We start from the raw sequence: 20978 nt of genomic DNA, 5'->3' as shown, positions 1-20978 counted from the left end.
GGGGTGGCTAGTCGTTCTGCGGGAAGCCCAGATTCAGGCCGCCGTGGCTGGGGTCCTGCCAGCGCGTGGTGACCACCTTGCCGCGGGTGAAGAAGTGCACGCCCTCGGTGCCGTGGGCGTGGGTGTCGCCGAAGAGCGAGTTCTTCCAGCCGCCGAAGGAGTAGTACGCCATGGGCACCGGCACGGGGACGTTGATGCCGACCATGCCCACCTGGATCTCGTTCTGGAACCGCCGGGCGGCGCCGCCGTCGTTCGTGAAGATCGCGGTGCCGTTGCCGTACGGGCTGTCGTTGACCAGCCGCACGGCGTCGTCGTAAGCGTCCACGCGCAGCACCGAGAGCACCGGGCCGAAGATCTCGTCCGTGTAGATCGGCATCTCGGTGGTGACGTGGTCGAACAGCGTGGGGCCCAGGAAGAAGCCGGAGGGGCCCTCGGGTGTGGACTCGGCATCGAACTGGTCCGTCGCGGCGGCGTCGACGCGGCCGTCGAGGACCACCGTGGCGCCGGCGGTCTCGCCGGCATCGATGTAGCCGGCCACGCGGTCGCGGTGCGCCGCGGTGACCAGGGGCCCCATGTCGCAGCCGCGCAGGCCGTCGCCGGTCCGCAGGGAGCGGGTGCGCTCGGCGATCTTGGCGACCAGCTCGTCGGCGATGTCGCCCACAGCGACCAGCGCGGAGACGGCCATGCAGCGCTCTCCCGCGGAGCCGAAGCCGGCGTTGACCGCGGCGTCGGCGGCCAGGTCCAGGTCGGCGTCGGGCAGCACCACCATGTGGTTCTTGGCGCCGCCGAGGGCCTGCACGCGCTTGCCGTTGGCGGTGCCGCGGGAGTAGACGTACTGGGCGATCGGGGTGGACCCGACGAAGGAGACCGCCTTGATGGAGGGGTTGTCCAGGAGCGCGTCCACAGCCTCCTTGTCGCCGTTGACGACGTTGAAGACGCCGTCCGGCAACCCGGCCTCCTTCCACAGCTCGGCCATCCACACGGTGGCGGTGGGGACCTTCTCGCTGGGCTTGACGACGACCGTGTTGCCGGCGGCGATCGCCAGCGGGAAGAACCACATGGGCACCATGGCCGGGAAGTTGAACGGGGAGATGATGGCCACCGGGCCCAGCGGCTGGCGGAGGGAGTGCACGTCGACGTTGGTGGACGCGCCCTCGGTGAAGCCGCCCTTAAGCAGGTGCGGCATGCCGCAGGCGAATTCGACGACCTCCTGGCCGCGGGTGACCTCGCCGAGCGCGTCGTCGAGGACCTTGCCGTGCTCGGCCGTGATGATGGCCGCGAGCTCGTGCTTGCGGGAGTTCAGGAGCTCGCGGAAGGAGAAGAGGACCTGCGCGCGGCGGGCCAGGGAGGTGTCGCGCCAGGCCGGGAACGCGGCGGCCGCGGCGGCGACGGCGGCGTCCACATCCTGCTTGCGGGCCAGCGCCACGCGGCCTGAGACCTCGCCGGTGGCCGGGTTGGTGACGGCTGAGGTGCGCCCGGAGCCGGCCGCGGTGGAGGCGCCGCCGATCCAGTGGAGGATGGTCGGCGCGCCGGAGGCGGCCTCGGGGCGGGCGGACTGCTGGGTGATGGTCATCGTCACTCCTGGGGGATCGGGGGAGGGGTTCGGCCGTGCGGCCCTGCACCCATCCTGTCCGCCGGCCCCACCCCGCACAACAGGCAATGTGTCGGAAATCGGATAAGAATGCTTACACTGTGTCCATGCATCTCAGCGTCCGGACCCTCCTCGCCCTCCCAGAGCTCCAGGCGGCGGACCCCGAGCTCCTCGCCGGGGCCGAGGGCCTCGACGCCCCCGTCCGCTGGGTCCACGTCTCCGAGCAGGCCGGGGCGTCGGTGCTCCTGCAGGGCGGGGAGTTCGTGCTCAGCACCGGGCAGGCGTTCGACGGCGGGACCCCGCTGGACGCGGACGCCGTGGCCGCGCACCTGCGCGGCTTCCGTGAGGCCGGCGCGGCGGGCATCGCCTTCGAGATCCTGGGGGACCGGCCGGCGACGGCGGCGCTGCTGCGCGGGGTCGCGGGGGCGGCGGGGCTGCCCGTGATACTCCTGCGCCGCCGGATCCGGTTCGTCGGCGTCACCGAGACCGTCCACCGCATGATCGTCGCGGATCAGGTGCGGCAGCTGGAGGCCTCGCGCCGCGTACACGAGGCCTTCACCGCCCTCAGCGTGGAGAACGCCGGGGCCGGGGAAATCGTCGCCGCCGCGGCCGGGCTGGCGGGGCGCCCCGTGCTGTTCGAGTCCCCGGACGGGACCGTGCTGCACGCGGGGGAGGGCGCCGGCGCGCTCGCCGCGGACTGGGCGAGCCGCCGCGCCGGGGCCGCCACGGCGGACACGCTTACCGCCCCGGTCGTGGGGGCCGGGCAGGACTGGGGCCGCCTCGCCGCCCCCGGGACCCCGCCGGACGACGCCGCCGCGGCCATGGTCCTCCAGCGCGCCGCCCAGGCCCTGGCCATCCACCACATGGCCGAGCGGGACCAGCGCGAGGTGGCCCGCCAGGCCGAGGCCGTGCTGGTCAACGAGCTGCGCCAGCCCGGGACGCTGACGGAGAAGCAGGCCCTGGACCGGGCCGCTGCCATGGGGTTGGTCGCCGGCGTCGCGTATGTCCCCGTGGTGCTCGCGCTCGACGCCGGACGCGGCGGGCCGCTCGAGGCCCAGCGCCGCGGACGGCTGGTTATGGACGCGCTCGCCCGGGTGGTGTCCGCCGCGCGGGCCTCGGCGCTGGTGGCCCGGCTGCACTCGGACCAGGTCGGGCTGCTGCTGGCCCTGCCGGCCCGTCAGCTCGAGGACCCCCTGCTGGCCCGCGTCTGCGCCGGCCTGGCGCGGACCGACCTCGACGCAAGCGGTGGTTCGGGGCAAGCGGGCGGCGCGGGTCGCGCCGGAGAGGGTCCCGGCGGCGGTCCTTGGTGGACCGTGGGCGTCGGGCGCACGCAGGCCTCGCTGCTGGACACGGCCCTCGGTCTCGACGAGGCGGGGCACGTCGCGCAGGGGGCCGCCTCCTTGCCCGCCGCCGAGCGCGCACGGCGCCCGTACCACCGCTCCGCGGACGTGCGGCTGCGCGGGCTGCTGGCCGTCCTGCGCGAGGACCCGCGCGTGCGCGCCTTCGCGGAATCGGAGCTCGCCGGCCTGGCCCCGGCCGAGCTGGGGCTGCTCGAGCGGTTCCTGGCCGCCGGCGGCAACAAGGCAGCGCTGGCGCGCGGGGAGCTGGTCAGCCGCCCGGCGCTCTACGCGCGTCTGGACCGGCTGGAGCGCCGCCTGGGCGTGCCCCTGGACGACGCCGAATCCCGCGCCTCCCTGCATGTCGCCGTCCTGGTCTCGCGGCTCGGCTCGCACCCCGGTGCGCAGCCCGGCGCGCGGTGACGGGCACAATGGGGGAGTGACCAAGCCCTTCACGCTCGTCCAGCTCCGCTACTTCGCCGCCGTCGCCGAGACGCAGAATATGACCGAGGCGGCCTTGCGCCTAAACGTCACCCAGTCCACGCTGTCCTCCGCGATCGCGCAGCTCGAGGGCGAGGTCGGCGCGTCCCTGTTCGTGAGGGTGCCGCGGCGCGGGCTGCGCCTGACCGACGCCGGCCGGCGGCTGGCCCGCGAGCTCGGCCCCTTCCTCGAGGAGGCCGACCGGATCAATGCGCTGGTCGCGGGGGAGGCGGACGCGCTCGAGGGCGAGCTCCGCGTGGGCCTGTTCGCCCCGCTGGCGCCGTTCCGCGCCCCGGTGATCCTCTCCGCGTTCGAGCGCAGCCACCCCCGCGTGCACGTCTCTTTCCTCGAGGGCGACCAGGAGTTCGTCCAGCGGGCCCTCGCCGAGGGGCGTTGCGACGTGGCGCTGATGTACGACATCGGACTGGAGGCGGGGTTCACCACGCACGTCGTCGAGCGCGTCCCGCCGCACGTGATCGTCCATGCGGGGCATCCGCTGGCCGCCGCCGCGGACCGCTTGGTGTGGCTCTCCGAGCTGGCCACCGAGCCGCTGATCCTGCTGGACCTGCCGCACACCCGGGAGTACTTCCTGCACCTCTTCCGCCTGGCCGGGGTCGAACCGCGGATCCGCCACCGGGCCACGGGGTACGAGACGGTGCGGGCGTTCGTCGGGAAGGGGCACGGCTACTCCGTGCTCAACCAGCGCATCCACCACCAGCTGACCTACGTCGGTGACCGGATCGTCCCGCTTACGCTCGCCGACGACCTGCCGTCGATCGCCGTGGTGCTGGTCCGGCCCGACGGCGTCCGCCCCACTCGCCGCGCCCTCGCCTTCGAGGAGGTGTGCCTTCGGCTTTACGGGGCCACCCGCGGTTGACCTGGAGCCCGCCCAGTCATCGATTTTCTCGATGCGAACCAGCTAGAGAATCAATTAGACACGTGTGACCGGGGTCACGCAGACTGGGCTGACCAACGACTCCCCTTCCCGGACCCGGCGCAGCCGGGCACCGCGCGGACGCCGCAACGGCGCGGATCCGCACCGGGAAGGGCCACCACCCCACCAGGAGACCACGATGCCCGAGCAGGACCACCGTTTCCACGGTGTTTCGCGAACCCCCGGCCACAGCGCCGGAACGCGAAACAACAACGCACCGACGAATTCACCATCCCGAAACACCGTGGGCGCCCCCGGTAACCGCGCCTCCGTACGGTTGATGCCATGACAACCACACAGCAGCCAGCCCCCGCGACCGGCCCCGGCTCAGGCTCAGGCTCCGCGCCCACCGTCGAGTTCAACACCGGACGGAAGTCCACCGGCATGCAGAAGCGCGTCCTCGCCGGAGGCAGCGTCGGGCAGTTCATCGAGTTCTACGACTTCTCGCTCTACGGACTCTCCGCCGTGGTGCTTTCCCAGCTCTTCTTCCCCAGCCAGAGCCCCGTCGTCGCCCTGCTCTCCGTCTTCGCGACGTTCGGCGTCGCGTTCTTCATCCGCCCGCTCGGCGGTCTGTTCTTCGGCGCCCTCGGAGACAAGATCGGGCGGCGCAAGGTCCTGTACATCACGCTGCTGACGATCGGCGTCGCCACCGCGGCCATCGGCCTGCTCCCGACGTTCGACCAGATCGGCGCGCTCGCCCCGATCCTGCTGGTCCTCTGCCGCCTGCTGCAGGGCTTCTCCGCCGGCGGCGAGTCCGTCGGCGCCCCGGCGTTCGTGTTCGAGCACGCCCCCGTCGACCGCCGCGGCTTCTGGCTGAACATCACGCTCGCGGCCACCGCGCTGCCGTCCGTGTTCGCCGGCATACTGATCCTGCTTCTCAGCCAGTCGATGAGCGCCGACGCCTTCATGAGCTGGGGATGGCGCGTGCCGTTCCTGCTGGCCCTGCCACTGGCCGTGTTCGGCCTCTGGATCCGCTCCCGCACCGAGGAGTCGCAGGCGTTCAAGCAGGTCGCCGCAGCCGAGCAGTCCAAGGAGTACAGCCCGGTCCGCGAGGCCTTCCGCGAAAACCGCCTGCGCATGGTGCAGGTCGTGTTCGTCATGGGCCTGACCGCCATGGGCTTCTACTTCCTGGTGGGCTACTTCGTCCCGTTCGTGCAGACCAGCGGCAACCTCACCCGCGAACAGTCGCTCATGGCCAACGCCGCGGCGCTGCTCTTCTACGCGATCCTGCTGCCGATCTGCGGCAGGATCGGCGACAAGGTGGGCCGCAAGCCCATGCTGATCGCCGGCGCCGCGGCCATCGCCGTCTTCGCGGTCCCGTGCTTCATGCTCGTCACCAGCGGTTCGCTGACTCTGGCGATCCTGGGCCAGCTGCTGTTCGTCGTCCCGCTCTGCATCTACGGCGGCGGCTGCTATACCTTCTTCGTCGAGATCTTCACGACCCGCACCCGCTTCACCTCTGCAGCCGTGAGCTACAACCTGGCCTACGCCCTGTTCGGCGGCACCGCGCCGTTTATCGGCACCGCGCTGATCGGCGCCACCGGCAACAACCTCGCCCCCGGCATCTATCTGGCCGTGGCCGCTGTGATCGTCCTGCTGCTGCTGACACTGACCAAGGTCCCCGAGACGCGCGGCAACCTGCACTAGCGGCAGGCAAGCCAGCACCCTTCCGAACGCACCTCACGCACAAGGAGAACCACCGTGAACGCCCAAGCATTCCTGACTGACTTCCACCACGTCGCCACCTTAGGGGCCACCGAGAACCACGGCGTCGACCGCCAGGCGGCCACCGCCGAGGACAAGATGAGCCGCGACTGGTTCGCCGCCTTCGTCGGGCAGCGCGGCTGGGAGACCCGGGTGGACGGGATCGGCAACATGTTCGCCCTCATCGAGTTCCATCCGGGAGCCCCGTACATCCTCATCGGCTCGCACCTGGACTCCCAGCCCCTCGGCGGCCGGTTCGACGGCGCGTACGGCGTGATCGCCGGGCTGCACGCCGCGGAGCGGGTGGCGGAGCGCGTGCGGGCGGAGGGCGCCCGCCCGCCGTTCAACCTCGCCGTCGTCAACTGGTTCAACGAGGAGGGCGGCCGATTCGCCCCCTCCATCATGGGCAGCTCGGTCTTCGCCGGGCTGATGGACCAGGAGCGCATGCTCGCAGTCCAGGACCTCCAGGGCACCAGCGTCCGCGAGGCGCTCGAGGCTATCGGCTACCTCGGCACGGACGAACGCCCAGACGTCGCCGGCTACGCGGAGATCCACATCGAACAGGGCCGGATCCTGGAGCGCGAAGGCTACGCGATCGGCGCCGTCGACTACTCCTGGCACACGCAGAAGCTGGACATCGAGGTGCTCGGCGAGCAGTCGCACACCGGCGCCACCGCCATGGCGGACCGGCACGACGCGCTGGTCGCCGCGTCGAAGATCGTTCTCATGGTCCACGACGTCACGAGGGACTTCGAGGAGGAGGCCCTGGTCTCCTCCGTGGGCCAGCTGACCCTGGAGCCCAACTCCCCGATCGTGGTCCCGCGCCGCGTGCACCTGGTCGCGGACCTGCGCTCGGCCAGCCCGGAGACCGTCGAGGCGGCCCGCGCGACGCTCCTGGAGCAGATCGCGGCGCTCGCGGCGGAGCACGATATCCGCATCAACGTGAAGGACTTCGATGTCCGCGGCATCCAGCGCTACCCGGAGGAGGGCCTCGAGCTCGCGGAGAAGGTAGCCGCGGACCTAGGCCTGCGCGCGCGCCGCATCCGCACCATGGCCGGCCACGATTCGGTCGCCCTGAACCGGATCGTGCCCACCGTCATGTTGTTCTGTCCGTCCGTGGACGGCGTCTCACACTGCGAGCGGGAATTCACTACCGACGCGGACATGGTCGCCGGCGTCGACGCGCTGACCGGCGTCGCCTGGGAGATGGTCCGCGGCGCGCTCGCGGGGGACTTCGCGCCCGTCGAAGCCGCGAGCGGGGCCGGCGCGTAGTGGAGGAGCTCCACTACCTCGACGCCGCAACCGCCCTGCGCCTCTTCCGGGCCCGCGAGCTCTCGCCCGTGGAGCTCATGAACGCGGTCATCGCCCGGACCGAGGAGGTCAACGGCGAGGTCAACGCGCTCACCGAGACGCTCTTCGACGACGCCCTGGCCGCCGCGCGGCTGGCCGAGGCCCGCTACGCGCGGTCCGCGGATGACGCCGGCGCCCTGCCCGCGCTGCTGGGCCTGCCGGTGGCGACGAAGGAGAAGCACGCGCTCGCCGGGCGGACGATCGAGCAGGGCCTGGGTTCCCACCGCGGCCGGATCGCTGCCGCGGACCACCCGGTGGTCGCGCGGATCCGGGCCGCGGGCGGGATCGTGCACGCGCGCACCGCGTCCCCCGAGTTCAGCTGCGCCACCGTCACGCACAGCCCGCTGTGGGGCGTGGCCCGCAACCCCTGGAACCTGGACCGCTCGCCCGGCGGCTCCTCCGGCGGTGCCGGCGCGGCGCTGGCTGCCGGGTTCGCGCCGCTGGCCACCGCCAGCGACATTGCTGGCTCCACGCGTATCCCCGCCGGCTTCACCGGCACGGTCGGGTACAAGGCGCCCTACGGCCGCGTGCCCGGCGCGCCGCCGCTGTCCGCAGACTGGTACCGCGGGGACGGGCCGATGGCGCGCACCGTCGCTGACGCCGCGCTGCTGGCCAACGTCATGTCCGGGCCCGACGCCGGGGACCACTCCACGGTCCCGGCGGGGGAGCCGATCCCGTCAGCCCACGCGCCCGTCGCAGGGATGCGGATCGCGCTGAGTGTGACCCTCGGCAACTTCCCGATCGACCCTGCCGTGGAGGCCAACACCCGCGCCGTGGCCGCCGCCCTGCGCGACGCCGGCGCCGACGTCATCGAGGTCGCACTGCCGTGGACCACGGACCAGGTCCGGGAGACCATCTTCACGCACTTCGGCCACATCCTGGGACCGGCCATGGCCGCGGAGCTCGCCGGCGGGGACGCCCCGGTGGCGGCCTACACCACCCGGTTCATCGCCGACGCAGCGGCCGCCGCGGCGCGGAACACGCTGGCGGAGGGCCTGGCGATGGACGCACGGATCCAAGCAGAGCTCGCCGCGGCGATGTCCGGGTTCGACGCGCTGCTGTGCCCGACGTCCGGCGTCGCGTCGCTGGACGCCGCGGGGGACTACCTCGCCGGGATCGACGCCGGCGGGCGGCACCTGGAGCACTACTGGGAGGCGCACCTGACCAGCCCGTTCAACGTGGCCAACCGGTGCCCGGTGCTTGCTGTGCCCAGCGGCTTCGCGGCCGACGGCGTACCCACAAGCGTGCAGGTGATCGGGCACCCGTTTGCCGAGGGCAGCGTGTTCCGGGTCGGCGCGGCCATCGAGGCCCTGGTCCCGTGGGCCCATCACCGCCCGTCCTTCAGAGGATCGCGCTTGCCGACGTCCTGAGCAAACGATTTGAAGGTGTCGGCGATCTTCCTCGTGTTGCGGAGGTTTTCGTCGATGTGGATGGTCACATGGCGCCAGGTCGAAACCCTGTCCTGGAGGTACTGGCTTAGGCCCTTGCCGCCATCTCCCAGTCACGGGGCACGGCCCTTCTTGCGTGTCTGGAATGCTATTAGGCCGCATGCGTGCTCTCGCGGCCGCCGATAGGCGTGGTCCCGGGAGAGGCGTACGACGGCGGCGCGTGGGTTCCAGTCGAAGGAACCCAGGAGCCGGAGTCATCCGAGGTGATCCCCCGCGTTCATCGGCGCCCCGGTCTGTTGTGATCGGCCAGCACAGTGCTGCCGCCAGCCCACTTCAGGCCGCACGTCGGGCACTCGATGTACCACTCGTCGTTTCCGGGAAACTCGATCATCCTACCCACGTCCTCGCCGCTCGACGGGCACCACGTCTTCATGTCCTCCTCCTTTTGGAGGAGCGCCTCTTGGATCTGCATGAAGTCCAGGTCATCGTCGTCTCTGATCATGGTCGCGACCTTACGCTGGGTGACCGACATCAAACCTTCGGGGCCGCCGCCGACTGGAACCGCCGAGGTGTCTGAGGTGACTGCAAACTCCTGCCGGGAAGCGGACCCGCCCGACGTGCCTGGTTCCTTCCCGGTCCGCCGGGCTGACTAGCTAGCCACCGCCGCCTTCGCCGCCCGCGAGGCTTCCATCCACTCGCTCAGCCACGGGGCCCGGACGCTGGAGGTGATGCGACAGTCGGCCACGAAGGTTCCCTTCGCGCCGGCATCGATCCAGTCCTGCAACGCGGAAAGGTCGGACAAGGAGCGGATGATCGCGGACTCGGCACCCAAAGCGCGGGCGACGCCGCTGAAGTCCACCTCGGGGATCAGCATGGGCTTTTCGGTCAGGCCCTGGGAGCCGTACTGGTGGATTTCGGCTCCATAGGCGGCATCGTTGTAGATCACGACGACGGCGCTGCTCGCCGCGCCGATCAGCGATTCGAGGTCGGACAGGCCCATCAGGAAACCGCCGTCGCCGGAGGCCAGCACCAGGGTGCGGCCGTCCTCCACCGCGCGGGCTGCCCCGACGGCGCTGGCGAGGCCCAGCCCGATGGTCTGGTAGGCGGTCCCCACCATCACCAGGTCCTGGGGCCGCGGGATGTTCCAGTACATCGGTGCCCAGCCGAGGAAGTGCCCGCCGTCCTGGACCACCGTGCGCCGCTCCGGCAGCACGGCGTCCAACGCGGTGGCCAGGGAACGCGGGTCCAGCCGGCCGTCCGCGGTCTCCTCGGAGCCGGGGTGGTGGGCGGGTCCTTCGGCCAGCCGCTTGCGGGCTTCCGCGCGCCACGCTCCGCCGCGGCCGGCGTCCGGCGAGGCCGCGCCCTCCAGCATCCGCAGGAGGTGTCCGGCCGCGGACTTCGCGTCTGCGCTGACGAACGTATCCACCCGTGGGTGCGTCGGCTGCAGGGCGGTGTCGATCTGGATGACGGTGCTGTCCGGGCCGAGCAGGTGCCCGAACCGCATGGTGAAGGCGCTCAGGCTTGCCCCGGCCACGAGGACCACATCGGCCTCACCCATGAGCCCGGCTGCGGTGTCCGTGCCGAAGCCGCCCGCCACGCCGAGGTATCCCTCGCCTTCGAGGAGGTTGAGCGCCAGGGCGGTTCCGGCGGTCACGGCGCCGAGGCGGTCGGCGAGCTCCCGAAGCTCCGGGCCGGCGCCGGCGAGGTGCGCGCCGCGGCCGGCGAGGATCAGCGGCCGCTTCGCACCGGCGAGCAGGCGGGCTACCTGCCCAAGGCCGCCGTCGACGTCGTCCGTCACCATTCGTGCCGAGGGTGCCGGAAGTTCCTCGTCCGCAGCCTCGAGGGCCGCGAGGTCGTAGGGGATGGCAATCACGACGGCGGTGCGCTTGGTGAGTGCGTACTCCACCGCCTGCCGGGTGATGGAACCCGCGGCGTCGCGGGTGACGGTGAAGGTTGCCGCGCCGAGGCCTGCGGCGATGGCCGCCTGGTCCACGTCCCAGGGCCGGGCGCCGGTGGTGGGGGCGTCCCCGGTGACCAGCACGACGGGGATCTGCGCCTGGACCGCCTCGGCGAGGGCGGTCAGCGCATTGGTGTAGCCGGGGCCGTAGGTGGTGGTGCCCGCGGCGAGACGTCCCGACGTCCGGTAGTAGGCGTCGGCCGCGGCGATGGCGGCGCCTTCATGGCGGACGGCGGAGAAGCGGAGGCCCAGCTTTTCCGCGGCGTCCAGGAAGTAGACGTTCCCGTTGCCCATGACGCCGAAGACATCGCTGAGATAGCTGCTGAGAATCTGCGCCACGCGGCCGGACACGGTGAGAGTAGTCATGCAGGAATCTTGTGGTCTGGTTCACAGATAGGCAAGAGCGGCAGATTTGATAGGGATTATTGGCAGGAAATGGGAGTGAAAACTGAAAATATGCCCACTTGTGGTCTGCATCACCCCAACTTAGGCGGAGGGGCGGGATTCCTGTTCGGAGAGCCGGCTCAGGAGGCCGTCGTAGCGGGGCGGCATGAGTTCCAGGACGGAAATGGCGGTGCTGGTCCGTTGGATCCCCTCGATTTCCAGGATCTCGTTGGTGATGCGGTAGAGATCGGCTGTACTGCGTGCCACCACCTTGGCCATGAGGTCCGCGTCGCCGGTGGTCGCGTGCACCTCGATGACCTCCGGGATCGCGGCGAGTCCGTCTTCCACCGCGCCTGTCCGCGTCTGGCTGATGGACAGGGAGAGGAAGGCCATCAGGTCATAGCCGAGTGCGGCGGGATCCAGTCGCCGGCTGAAGGAGCGGAGGGCGCCGCTGCGCTCGAGCCGTGCCAGCCGGGCGTGGACCGTGTTCCGTGCGACGCCGAGTGTCCGGGAGAGTGCCAGGGCGCTGGCCTCCGGATCCTTATCCAGGGCCAGGATGATCCTGCCGTCGAGTGAATCCAGGGTGCGGGGGTGCAGGATGGTCATATTTTCACCAGAGACAGTAGAAGTTGAGCAGAAGTCCCAATGGGTTGAGCGTACCTTGCATTGTGGGCGGAGTCACAACCATGATCAGTCCTCATGACCCGTGATCAGCTCCTCACCGCAGCGGACGCCGCACTCCCCGCCCTTCGTGGCGCTGTGTCCGGCCTCCCGCCGTATGTCCCGGGCCGGCGCAGCGCCGGCATGGACATTGCTGCCCTTGCCAGCAACGAAAGCCACTACGAGCCGCTGCCCGCTGCCGCCGCTGCGGTGGCCGCAGCGGCCGGTACCATGAACCGCTACCCCGACAGTGCCGCCGTCGAACTCCGTGAACGTATCGCCAGCCACTTCGGCGTCACCGCCGGAGAGGTCGCGGTGGGACCCGGCAGCGTGGGCGTCCTCCAGCAGATCATCACCGGGCTGTGCGATGCCGGGGATGAAGTGATCTTCGCCTGGCGCTCCTTCGAGGCGTACCCCATCCTGGTGGAGCTGGCCGGCGCCCGGCCGGTCCGCGTTCAGCTGGACACCTTTGAAGGCCACGACCTTGAAGCCATGGCCGCGGCCGTGACCGCCCGCACAAAGGTGATCCTGCTCTGCACCCCCAACAACCCGACCGGCGTGCCGATCAGCCACGAACGCATCGAGGCCTTCCTGCGCTCCGTCCGTTCTGACATTCTCGTGGTGATCGACGAGGCCTACGTGGAATACGCCGAAGCGGGCAGCGGCCCCGATTCCCTGGCGCTCTACCGCCAGTACCCCAACGTCTGCATCCTGCGCACCTTCTCAAAGGCCTACGGCCTCGCCGGCCTGCGCGTGGGCTACGCCGTGGCGGGGCCGGCCATCGCTGAGGGACTGCGCCGGACCGCCCTTCCCTTCGCCGTGAGCGCGCTGGCCCAGAAGGCCGCCGTCGCGTCGCTGGACGCCGGAGCGGAGATGGAAACCCGGGTGGCCGCGGTCAAGCAGGAGCGCGCCCGGATGGCCGCGGAGCTCGAAGCCCAGGGCTGGAAGCTGCAGCCGAGCCAGGGCAACTTCCTGTGGATCCGTGCGGATGAGAGCCTCCAGACAAGGCTCGTGGATGCGTTTGACCGCGCGGGCATCATGGTCCGGGCCTACCAAGGTGACGGGGTGCGGATCACCGTTGCCGGCCCCGCCGCCAACAACCGCGTGCTCCGGGTTTTGGAAGCCCAAGCAGCCTAGGAACTTTCTGACCCTTATCAATCCGTTCCACAACCAGAGGACTCTCCATGGAACAACAGACAAAGACGTCTGGCCGCCCGCTCGGCGCCACACTCAAACCCCGCCAGCTCACCATGATGGGCCTGGGAAGCGCCATCGGTGCGGGGCTCTTCATCGGCTCCGGGGCCGGCATCCAGGCCGCCGGCCCTGCCGTGCTGATCTCCTACCTCGTGGCCGGCACCCTCATCATCCTGGTGATGTGGGCCCTCGGCGAGATGGCCGCCGCCAACCCGGACAGCGGAGCCTTCTCCGTCTATACCGCCAAGGCCTACGGGCCGGTGGCCGGTGCCACGGTGGGCTGGCTCTGGTGGCTGCAGCTCGTGGTGGTCATCGCCGCCGAAGCGCTCGGCGCGGCAGGCCTGCTGGCCACCATCTTCCCGGCCCTGCCGGTGTGGCTGATGGCCTTCGTGTTCATCGTGCTGCTCACCGCCGTGAACCTCACCAGTGTGAAGAACTTCGGCGAGTTCGAGTTCTGGTTCGCCCTGCTCAAGGTGGCAGCAATCGTGGGGTTCCTCCTGGTGGGCGCAGCCCTGCTCTTCGGCTGGCTGCCGGGAGTGCAGTCGCCCGGCCTGTCCAACTTCACCGGTGCCGGATTCGCACCCAGCGGTTTCGCCGGGATTGCCACAGCACTGTTCGTGGTGGCCTTCGCGTTCGGCGGCACCGAGATTGTCTCCGTGGCGGCTGCCGAGACGGCGGAGCCGGCCCGCAGCGTGAAGAAAGCGGTCCGGACGGTGCTGTGGCGCATCCTGGTTTTCTACATCGGTTCCATCTTCATTATTGCGGCTGTGGTTCCCGTGGGTTCGGCGGGGCTGAAGAGCCCGTTCGCGGCGGTACTGGACGCCGCCGGCATGCCCGGCGCAGCCACCGCCATCACCCTGGTGGCCGTGGCGGCACTGCTCTCGGCGCTCAACGCCAACCTCTACGGCGCCTCCCGGATGGCGTTCTCCCTCGCCGAGCGGGGCGACGCGCCGCGCCTGCTCGCCTCGGTGTCCAAGGCACGGGTCCCGGTTATCGCAGTCCTGGCCAGCGTCGCCTTCGGCGTTGTCACGGTCGGGCTGGAGCTGGCTTTCCCCGAGATGGTCCTTCCCGTCCTGCTCAACATTGTGGGCTCGACCTGCCTGCTGGTGTGGACGTCCGCGCTCCTGGCCCAGCTCGCGCTGCGGCTCCGCGCCGACAGCGAGGGGACGGAGCTTCCCCTGCGGATGCCCGGCTTCCCGTGGCTGACGGGCTTTGGCCTGCTCATCCTCGTGGCGATCTTCACGGTGGGCTTCATCGGCGAGGATTCACGTCCCCAGCTGCTGAGCACTTTCTCGCTTGTGGCTCTGCTGGCGGTGGCGAACTGGCTGCACCAGCGGAGGAAGGTTCCGGTTCTTGTTGACACTTCAGAGGGTGACAAGCAGCCGGCGCTCGTCGACTAGTTAACTCGCCTGAACCGACTCGCGGCTTCGGGGCACTGAAGGGCGCGTCCGGTCTTGCCGGGCGCGCCCTTTGCTGTCTGGCGGTACTGTCCTCGTCCGTGTTCTTCACGCTGATGACTCCGGGCTGCCGCTCCTGCTGTTCCTGCTGCTGGTAGCCGGCGCCGCACTAGGCCTTGTGGTCACAGTGCTGCGAGCGTTGCTCCGGCAGGCCACCGACCTGCGCACCGACATGGAAGCGGTGATCTGATGCCGATCGTGGTGCGCATCGACGTCGAACTGGCCAAACAAAAAATGAGTGTGGGGGAGTTCGCCGACCGCGTGGGACTCACCCCGGCCAACGTGGCGGTGCTCAAAACGGCCGGGCCAAGGCCGTCCGCTTCAGCACCCTGGAAGCAATGTGCCGGGTCCTCAAGTGCCAGCCGGGTGACCTGGTGGAGTTCGTCGAGGAATGATCGGGTTCCCTGCGGCGAGGGGGCGGCCCGCTTGGAAGGCTCGTTACGGCAGCGGTCCGTCAGAACTCGTTGCACTGAACTGCGGGTACAGACGGCTGATAGTGGCCGCCTGCACCCGCCTCATGGCTACTTGGTGACGTGAACGACGACGGATTTGCTAAGGGGCTGCTCAGCTCCCGGGTTGTCGATGCCGGTGACTGTCCAGTTCCTCAGCAAGAGGACTGTCTTGCCGGTATCGGAGTTGTAGATGACGGTCTCGAATCCCAAAGCAGCCAGGTCCTCGTCGAGGGCCTGAGCATTCATGCCTTCAACTGCGGCCGGAATTACGGCCGTCTTGGGCGGAGCCGGAGCGGCAGGTACGGCTGCCACAGGCGCGACCGCGACTGGAGTCGCCGCGGCTGTCACCGTAGCCGTTACAGTCGCCGTCGCGGTTTCCGTCACCGTCACCGTCACGGTCTCGGTGACGGTCGGAGCAGCTTGAGGCGTCTTTGCTCCCGCGCATCCTGATAGCGCTATACACAGCAAGCCCGTGAGGGCCAGTTCTTTCTTCATTACTCCCATTTCATTTGTTCTGGATTTCTAGCCCATCGACAGGACTTGATCGATTCCGGCCCCTAGAGACCCGTCTGGCTCACTCCGTACTCGGCCTGCGCCGGGGTGTAGCCCTCGTAGATCAGTTGATCGAACAGTCCGCTGCGAGAAAACGAGGTGAATTCGAGGTAATCCTTGGCTTTTAGGGCTGCCTGCTCGTTCCAGTCGACTGTCACGCGGTCCACGGCCCAAGTCGCATCCACGGTCGAATACTTCTCGTACTCGAGTTGCCCGATCAGACCGGTGCGCGAGAAGGCGGAGAAATCGAGGTAATCAGCAGCCTTCCGCAGTGCGTTCTGCTGGCTGATCGTCCCGGCTTTGGCAGCGGCTTCGGCATCAGCTTGGGCCTTTGCAGCGGCGTCAGCTGCAGCCTTAGCGGCGGCGTCCGCCTCAGCTTTCGCCTTGGCAGCGGCGTCAGCCTCAGCCTTAGCCTTGGCAGCAGCCTCAGCGTCAGCTTTAGTCTTAGCAGCCGCCTCAGCCTCGGCGTCTGCCTTAGCTTTTGCGGCGGCAGGATCCTCTGTTGGCTTTGTGGTCTCTGCCGGGGTCGCAACAGCGGAGTTTTTCGGAGCGGAAACGGCGGAGGCGGACGTTGTCGCGATCGAAGCGCCGCGGCTGGCGTTGATAATGATTCCCAGGACGAGGAAAACGCCTGTGACGATCAAGGCCACTTTCTTGTGCTTGTCATAACCCTCCAGCGGAAGACCCTGCTTATCTCGGGTCTTGTTCGCCAGAACGAGTACAAGGTCGACGAGGGCCCAAATACCCAGACCGCCGATGGTAACCAGCTTGAGGATGCCGGTTCCGACTTTGCCCAGGTAGAACCTGTCCACGCCCAAAACGCCGAGGAGGAGGGAAAGTAGCCATGTCACGAGGAATGACTTATTGCTCTGCTGCGCCGGTCCATAGCCGTGCGCTGGCGGATAGGGGGCGAGGTATGGGGACTGGCTCATGAGAGTCCTTTCATAGGACACCTGACCGACGTGCGATGCGAAGCGTGCGGAGTGGGTGCGGTGATGGACGCGCACAGAGGGAGCCCGGCATGGAATACGGCCGCAGAGGCGCTACATCGCGCCAGCCAACAGTCACAAGCATTTTCGCTTCCCCCAATAACGTCACGGGCGTAAATGCCCACAAAACGGATGCTACACCTCGACCCCGACATCAAATGCAATCACTGCCAAAATGTCATCTCAGTCGTTTTTCGAAAAGTGCCGGCGTTCAATAAAAGCTAGCTGATTGGCATTCCGAGGCGGAGAGTCATAATGAATCAGACTTGTCGGCACGCCATCAAGGAGGAAAAGGGCGTCTGCTTAACGGATGACGATCGAAAAGCCACCATGCCCGTCCGGGGATGACTCGACGAGAGGGTCGTGTCGTCAATCTTGCGTTTTGGCTTTGCCTGCGAGAGATCGTTGTTAGAGTCCCTGCATGAATACACTCGGAGTACTTGATCCCCACCTCCAAGCGGTTGTCCAGGCGGCGGAGAACGGCGCGATCTTACAGCGCATCGTTGTTGTGTGCGGGTCCACCGTGTACATAGGCATCCCCACGTCCACGTCCAATTTTATCGGCACCAATGTGACCGCGTTTGCAGCAGAGATTGCGAAGGACGTCGGCGGTTGGAAAATGCCCCGGCACGAAAAGGAGGCTATCGCAACCCAACAGGCGAGTGATTTGATGGAGAAGACGTCCACGGGGGATAGCCTCCCCTCACTGGAATTCCTCACGCTATGTCCCGCCCAAGTGATCCCCTCAGGAATGACCAGCTACGAAGTCCCGGCTATTCGTGTGAACCTTTACCAAGTCGATGCATGGTGGGTTGCGCCGTTCTTGGAGCACCAAGCGAAGTTCCGGGGCGGTGGCGTAGGAGTAAGCTTCTAGCTCCCTCTTGGAGCCCAAGCGATACGGCCGTGTTTGCGTCCTTCGCTACCAACAAATGGGCCGTCCGCGTTCCTTTATGGAACCTGGACGGCCCATGTGAGATCCGTCGAGTCAGACACGGGGCACCCACGCGGCGTTGTTCGGCTGCAGTCAGCCGTCCCCGGCAAGCTGATTCTGAGCTGTAGTGGGCCCTGGCGCACCAAAGGGCTGGGAGATGGGGCAGAGATTGACCGGGCAAAGTCCAAATGAGGCATTTGTTCGAGGAGTCTTAAACGCGCCGCGACCTGCCAAGCCAGGATCCATGAATACAATCACCAGAGATCCAGGGGGCACTGGTGGATTCTCACTTATCAGCCGCCTTCTCACATCTCGGAGAGGTGCAACCACAGAGGAGTAAGCGATGACCAATATTGAGAGCATCACGCTTGAGGCGGAGCTCGTCGGCGAGGACGCCACGCGTGACATTGCGAAGGCGGTCAGCGCCCGTCACTCGATCGCTCGCAAATACGTCATGAGGCTCCGCCGGCGGCATCCAGACGCATCGCCCGCTGAAGTAATTCAGATGTTGGAGCGTCACTACGGCACCTCGATCACCACTGCTGGTGCCCTCATCAGCGCCGGCGCGATCGCGGCCGACATTGGTATAGCGATGATTCCTGGCGTCGGGGCGGCAGCAGCCGGCATGAAGAGTGCGGGACAACAGGCCGCCAAGAAGACTGGCAAGGAAGCCGTCAAACTTGCCGCAAAGAGCGCTGCGAAACAGGCCGCAAAGAACATGGCGCTGGGTACTGCGAAGAACGGTGCAGAGCGAGCCGCTGCTCTCCTGCCCGCAGGCGATGAGCAGTTGCAGTTCGAGATCACGGCGGTTTTCGCGCTCGCTATTGCCGATATTCACGGAATGGACCTCGACAAAGACCAGGCTCTCGCCCTTGTCTACGGTCTCTCGAACGAGCGCGTGAGCCAGAAGCAAATCGCAACGATGGCGACAGACCTATCGAGCGCATCGTCTGAAGGCGTCGTCGGCGTCGGCGATAAGATCTCCGACGGCCGCGGGGACTGGTCGCACTGGGCGAACACGCTCGCGGACACCCTCCCTGGAGGCGCCGCGCAGAGTCTGGTTCGGACCATGGAGACGGGTCAGCTGGACGCCGTGCGCGAAAAATTGAGTGGAAAGCAGCAGGCAACGATTGAATACGGAGTTGGAGCATTGGCGGGAGGAGTCACGCGTTTTGTGTTCGGTCGCGACGTCATCGTCGCTGCCCGGGCAGCGTTCGCCGATGCCCCAGACATGTTCCCCGAACATCTGGCCGTTCTTGTGGGGGCTGGAGCTGAGGACGGAGATGTCGAACAGAACCGAGCTCTCGCAGCAATGGAGGACGCCGCCAAGGTGACGGGAAATTGGATTGCTGGCACTGCCAGCACTGTCGGAGGCGGGGTTGCAACGGGCGCTGTGGCAGTGGGCGCCGGGGTGGCAACCGCGGCCGATACGGTATCGCGCGCGTTCCGGAGCGTGGACATCGACGGGGACGGGATCCCGGACGAGGCCCAGGCCCTCACCGCGGTCAAGGGCCTCGGTGGCGCCATCGCTGGTACGGCGGGCTCGGTCGGAGGGAGCGTCGCAGGGCTGTTCAAACGGAAAAAGCGCGGCGAAGAGACCGCGGGCGGGGCTGAGCACGGCAGCGAGGAACTGCTCCAGAAGTAACGACCGAGGTTAGTCAGCTGCGGAACGCGGTCCCGTTGCGCTATCACCTGTGGTCGTTCTCAGTCGCTGATGGCGGCTACAAGTGGTAGCGCAACCGGGGCGGGTGTCTGGAACGCGGACGGCCCCGAAAGGACTGGCCTCAGCCGCGCAGCACTGCGTTGTTCGGATGCAGACAGGCGTCTTGATCCAGCGGTTCGGCGCTGAGCGGCACCGTTCCACCGGGAAGCTGCACCGGCACCGTTCCCATCGGCTCGACTCGTTGGTGGCGCCGTCGTTCGCGGCCGAAGACCCGCTCTTCCGCCTCAGCGGCACGCGGGCGCCGTCAACGCCGACGCCGTCGCGTGCCCACTCTCGGTAGCGACAGGAGCGTCGTCGTAGCCGCCAAAGAGTAGCGCCAGCCATGAAGTGCGACGGCGGCTCTCTGGTTGGGTGCCGCTGTTGCCTGTGCCGTGGCGTAGGAGGGACAGGCCACAGGATAGCCAGCACAAGAACCGGCACAAGAAGACGCCGACGTCGGGGGAACTGGCGGACGATGACGGACAGGTGGGTGTCGAACCGGGCGGGGCTCGATGCCGGGCTTTCTAGGTCACGTCAGCGCGGTCATGGCATTCCAGCCGCTGCCGATTTTGACGCGGGTGAGGAGGGTCCCGGTGCCGTTGCCGGGGTAGAACCAGAGGATGCCGCTGCTGTCCCTGGCGAGGAGGTCTGCTTTGCCGTCGTCGTTGAGGTCCCCGGGGCTGGTCAGGGAGGTCATGGTGTTCCAGCCGCTGCCGATTTTGACGCGGGTGAGGAGGGTCCCGGTGCCGTTGCCGGGGTAGAACCAGAGGACGCCGCTGCTGTCCCTGGCGAGCAGGTCTGCTTTGCCGTCGCCATTGAGGTCCCCGGGGCTGGTCAGGGAGGTCATGGTGTTCCAGCCGCTGCCGATTTTGACACGGGTGAGGAAGGCCCCCGTGCCGTTGCCGGGGTAGAACCAGAGGACGCCGGCACTGTCCCTAGCGAGTAGGTCACTCCTGCCGTCACCGTTGAAATCGGTCGACTTCTTGGCTGAGGCGAAAGTCGTAGTCAGTGTGGCGGTCCATGTCGTTGCCACCCCGGAGGCCAGGACATAGTCCGGGCGGGCTTTCGCGGTGACGGTGACGGTTCCGGTGCCGGGGTAGGTGCCGGCCGGGACGACCTTGTCAGCGATGAGGTAATCAACGCCCGTGGTGGCCGGGACCGTATACATGTCGGCGGCAGTTCCGTCCTTGTCGGTGAAGACGACCGCAGCCGGGATGACCGGGTTGGGGGTGGTTTTGAACGTCGCGGCCCAGGTTGCGGTGGCGCCCGGGGTCAGGATGTAACCGGTCTTGGCTTTCGCGGTGACGGTGACGGTTCCGGTGCCGGGGTAGGTTCCGGCAGGGACGACCTTGTCGGCGACGAGGTAGTCCACGCCTTCGGTGGCAGGGATCGTGTAGGCGTCCTCGGCGGTGCCGTCCTTGTCCGTGAAAACCACCTCAGCCGGGGCTACAAGGCGATCGTTAAGGACGGTCAGTTCTGGGAGGGTGATGTTCGCGAGTGACGAGTTGCCGGAATTGTTGCCGACAGCGTCTTGGACGTGGCTGAAGCGGGGAGTCCAGGTGCCCGGAGCGCCACCAAAGGGAATTGTTAGGTTAGCGGTGAACGTGCCGTCGGTGGATGTCCCGCTGGTCAGGTTCATGTATCCGTAGACGTTGGTGCCCGTCGACCTGTTTTCAAGGTAGACGAAAAGAAACGTGGTTCCGGAAATGTCGTCTGTGATGTGTGCGGTGACCGTTACCGGCTGGGAGGCCGTCGTGACGTCGACGGTCTGCGGCGATATTGACATTTCGCGGACCACCGGTGCGGTCGTATCAGCCGCCGCGTTAAGGACGGTCAGTTCTGGGAGGGTGATGTTCGCGAGTGACGAGTTGCCGGAATTGTTGCCGACAGCGTCTTGGACGTGGCTGAAGCGGGGA

General features: G+C 67.9%; 17 protein-coding genes and 1 pseudogene. 11 read left to right on the top strand and 7 right to left on the bottom strand.

Annotated elements, in window-relative coordinates; genetic code table 11:
- Positions 1-7: 7 nt before the first annotated feature.
- Positions 8-1573, bottom strand: coding sequence for a CoA-acylating methylmalonate-semialdehyde dehydrogenase (locus tag ABIB29_RS09155; RefSeq protein WP_354172074.1), 1566 nt, complete (start codon positions 1571-1573; stop codon positions 8-10).
- Positions 1574-1698: 125 nt separating this feature from the next.
- On the opposite strand from ABIB29_RS09155, the gene ABIB29_RS09150 reads away from it, so the two are divergent.
- From ABIB29_RS09150 to ABIB29_RS09130, 5 genes are all read left to right on the top strand, one after another.
- Positions 1699-3351: a PucR family transcriptional regulator ligand-binding domain-containing protein gene (locus tag ABIB29_RS09150; protein WP_354172072.1), complete on the top strand. Its 1653-nt coding sequence runs from the start codon at positions 1699-1701 to the stop codon at positions 3349-3351.
- A gap of 16 nt (positions 3352-3367) precedes the next feature.
- Complete coding sequence (locus tag ABIB29_RS09145; protein ID WP_354172070.1) at positions 3368-4285, top strand: LysR family transcriptional regulator; 918 nt, start codon at positions 3368-3370, stop codon at positions 4283-4285.
- A 342-nt stretch (positions 4286-4627) separates the two neighbouring features.
- Positions 4628-5989, top strand: a complete 1362-nt coding sequence (locus ABIB29_RS09140; RefSeq protein WP_354172068.1) for an MFS transporter — start codon at positions 4628-4630, stop codon at positions 5987-5989.
- Positions 5990-6043: 54 nt separating this feature from the next.
- On the top strand, positions 6044-7318 hold the full coding sequence (locus tag ABIB29_RS09135) for a M20 family metallo-hydrolase (RefSeq protein WP_354172067.1): 1275 nt from the start codon (positions 6044-6046) through the stop codon (positions 7316-7318).
- Positions 7318-8766 (top strand): amidase, encoded by a 1449-nt coding sequence (locus ABIB29_RS09130; protein ID WP_354172065.1) that lies wholly within the window; start codon positions 7318-7320, stop codon positions 8764-8766. The genes ABIB29_RS09135 and ABIB29_RS09130 overlap by 1 nt, the downstream gene beginning before the upstream one ends.
- 295 nt (positions 8767-9061) lie before the next feature.
- Here the strand turns inward: ABIB29_RS09130 and ABIB29_RS09125 are convergent, their stop codons facing one another.
- From ABIB29_RS09125 to ABIB29_RS09115, 3 genes are all read right to left on the bottom strand, one after another.
- Positions 9062-9286, bottom strand: a complete 225-nt coding sequence (locus ABIB29_RS09125; RefSeq protein ID WP_354172063.1) for a hypothetical protein — start codon at positions 9284-9286, stop codon at positions 9062-9064.
- 147 nt (positions 9287-9433) lie between these two features.
- A complete protein-coding gene (locus tag ABIB29_RS09120; protein WP_354172061.1) occupies positions 9434-11107 on the bottom strand; it encodes a thiamine pyrophosphate-binding protein in 1674 nt (557 codons plus the stop codon).
- A 120-nt stretch (positions 11108-11227) separates the two neighbouring features.
- Positions 11228-11731, bottom strand: a complete 504-nt coding sequence (locus tag ABIB29_RS09115) for an Lrp/AsnC family transcriptional regulator (protein WP_354172059.1) — start codon at positions 11729-11731, stop codon at positions 11228-11230.
- Positions 11732-11824: 93 nt separating this feature from the next.
- Here ABIB29_RS09115 and hisC point away from each other — a divergent pair, with 93 nt between their 5' ends.
- From hisC to ABIB29_RS09095, 4 genes and pseudogenes are all read left to right on the top strand, one after another.
- On the top strand, positions 11825-12922 hold the full coding sequence (hisC, locus tag ABIB29_RS09110; RefSeq protein WP_354172057.1) for a histidinol-phosphate transaminase: 1098 nt from the start codon (positions 11825-11827) through the stop codon (positions 12920-12922).
- A gap of 47 nt (positions 12923-12969) precedes the next feature.
- Complete coding sequence (locus ABIB29_RS09105) at positions 12970-14379, top strand: amino acid permease (protein WP_354172055.1); 1410 nt, start codon at positions 12970-12972, stop codon at positions 14377-14379.
- Between the two features lie 70 nt (positions 14380-14449).
- Positions 14450-14626, top strand: coding sequence for a DUF2975 domain-containing protein (locus tag ABIB29_RS09100; RefSeq protein ID WP_354172053.1), 177 nt, complete (start codon positions 14450-14452; stop codon positions 14624-14626).
- Positions 14626-14831 (top strand): annotated as a pseudogene (locus tag ABIB29_RS09095) (helix-turn-helix domain-containing protein). Before ABIB29_RS09100 ends, ABIB29_RS09095 begins: the two are co-directional and overlap by 1 nt.
- 126 nt (positions 14832-14957) lie before the next feature.
- Here ABIB29_RS09095 and ABIB29_RS09090 read toward each other — a convergent pair.
- Positions 14958-15383, bottom strand: a complete 426-nt coding sequence (locus tag ABIB29_RS09090) for a hypothetical protein (protein WP_354172051.1) — start codon at positions 15381-15383, stop codon at positions 14958-14960.
- A gap of 62 nt (positions 15384-15445) precedes the next feature.
- On the bottom strand, positions 15446-16372 hold the full coding sequence (locus tag ABIB29_RS09085; RefSeq protein WP_354172049.1) for an Ltp family lipoprotein: 927 nt from the start codon (positions 16370-16372) through the stop codon (positions 15446-15448).
- 478 nt (positions 16373-16850) lie between these two features.
- On the opposite strand from ABIB29_RS09085, the gene ABIB29_RS09080 reads away from it, so the two are divergent.
- Positions 16851-17303 carry a hypothetical protein gene (locus ABIB29_RS09080; protein ID WP_354172048.1) on the top strand — a complete coding sequence of 151 codons (453 nt, stop codon included), beginning with the start codon at positions 16851-16853 and terminating at the stop codon, positions 17301-17303.
- Between the two features lie 400 nt (positions 17304-17703).
- Positions 17704-19005 (top strand): hypothetical protein, encoded by a 1302-nt coding sequence (locus tag ABIB29_RS09075; protein WP_354172046.1) that lies wholly within the window; start codon positions 17704-17706, stop codon positions 19003-19005.
- Between the two features lie 586 nt (positions 19006-19591).
- Here the strand turns inward: ABIB29_RS09075 and ABIB29_RS09070 are convergent.
- On the bottom strand, positions 19592-20978 hold a 1387-nt coding region (locus tag ABIB29_RS09070), incomplete at its 5' end, for an FG-GAP repeat domain-containing protein (RefSeq protein WP_354172045.1).

It is taken from the genome of Arthrobacter sp. UYEF36 (assembly GCF_040547025.1).
Classification (GTDB): Bacteria; Actinomycetota; Actinomycetes; order Actinomycetales; family Micrococcaceae; genus Arthrobacter.
The sequence above is the reverse complement of the archived record's forward strand: the minus strand, read 5'-3'. Positions and strand labels throughout refer to the sequence as shown.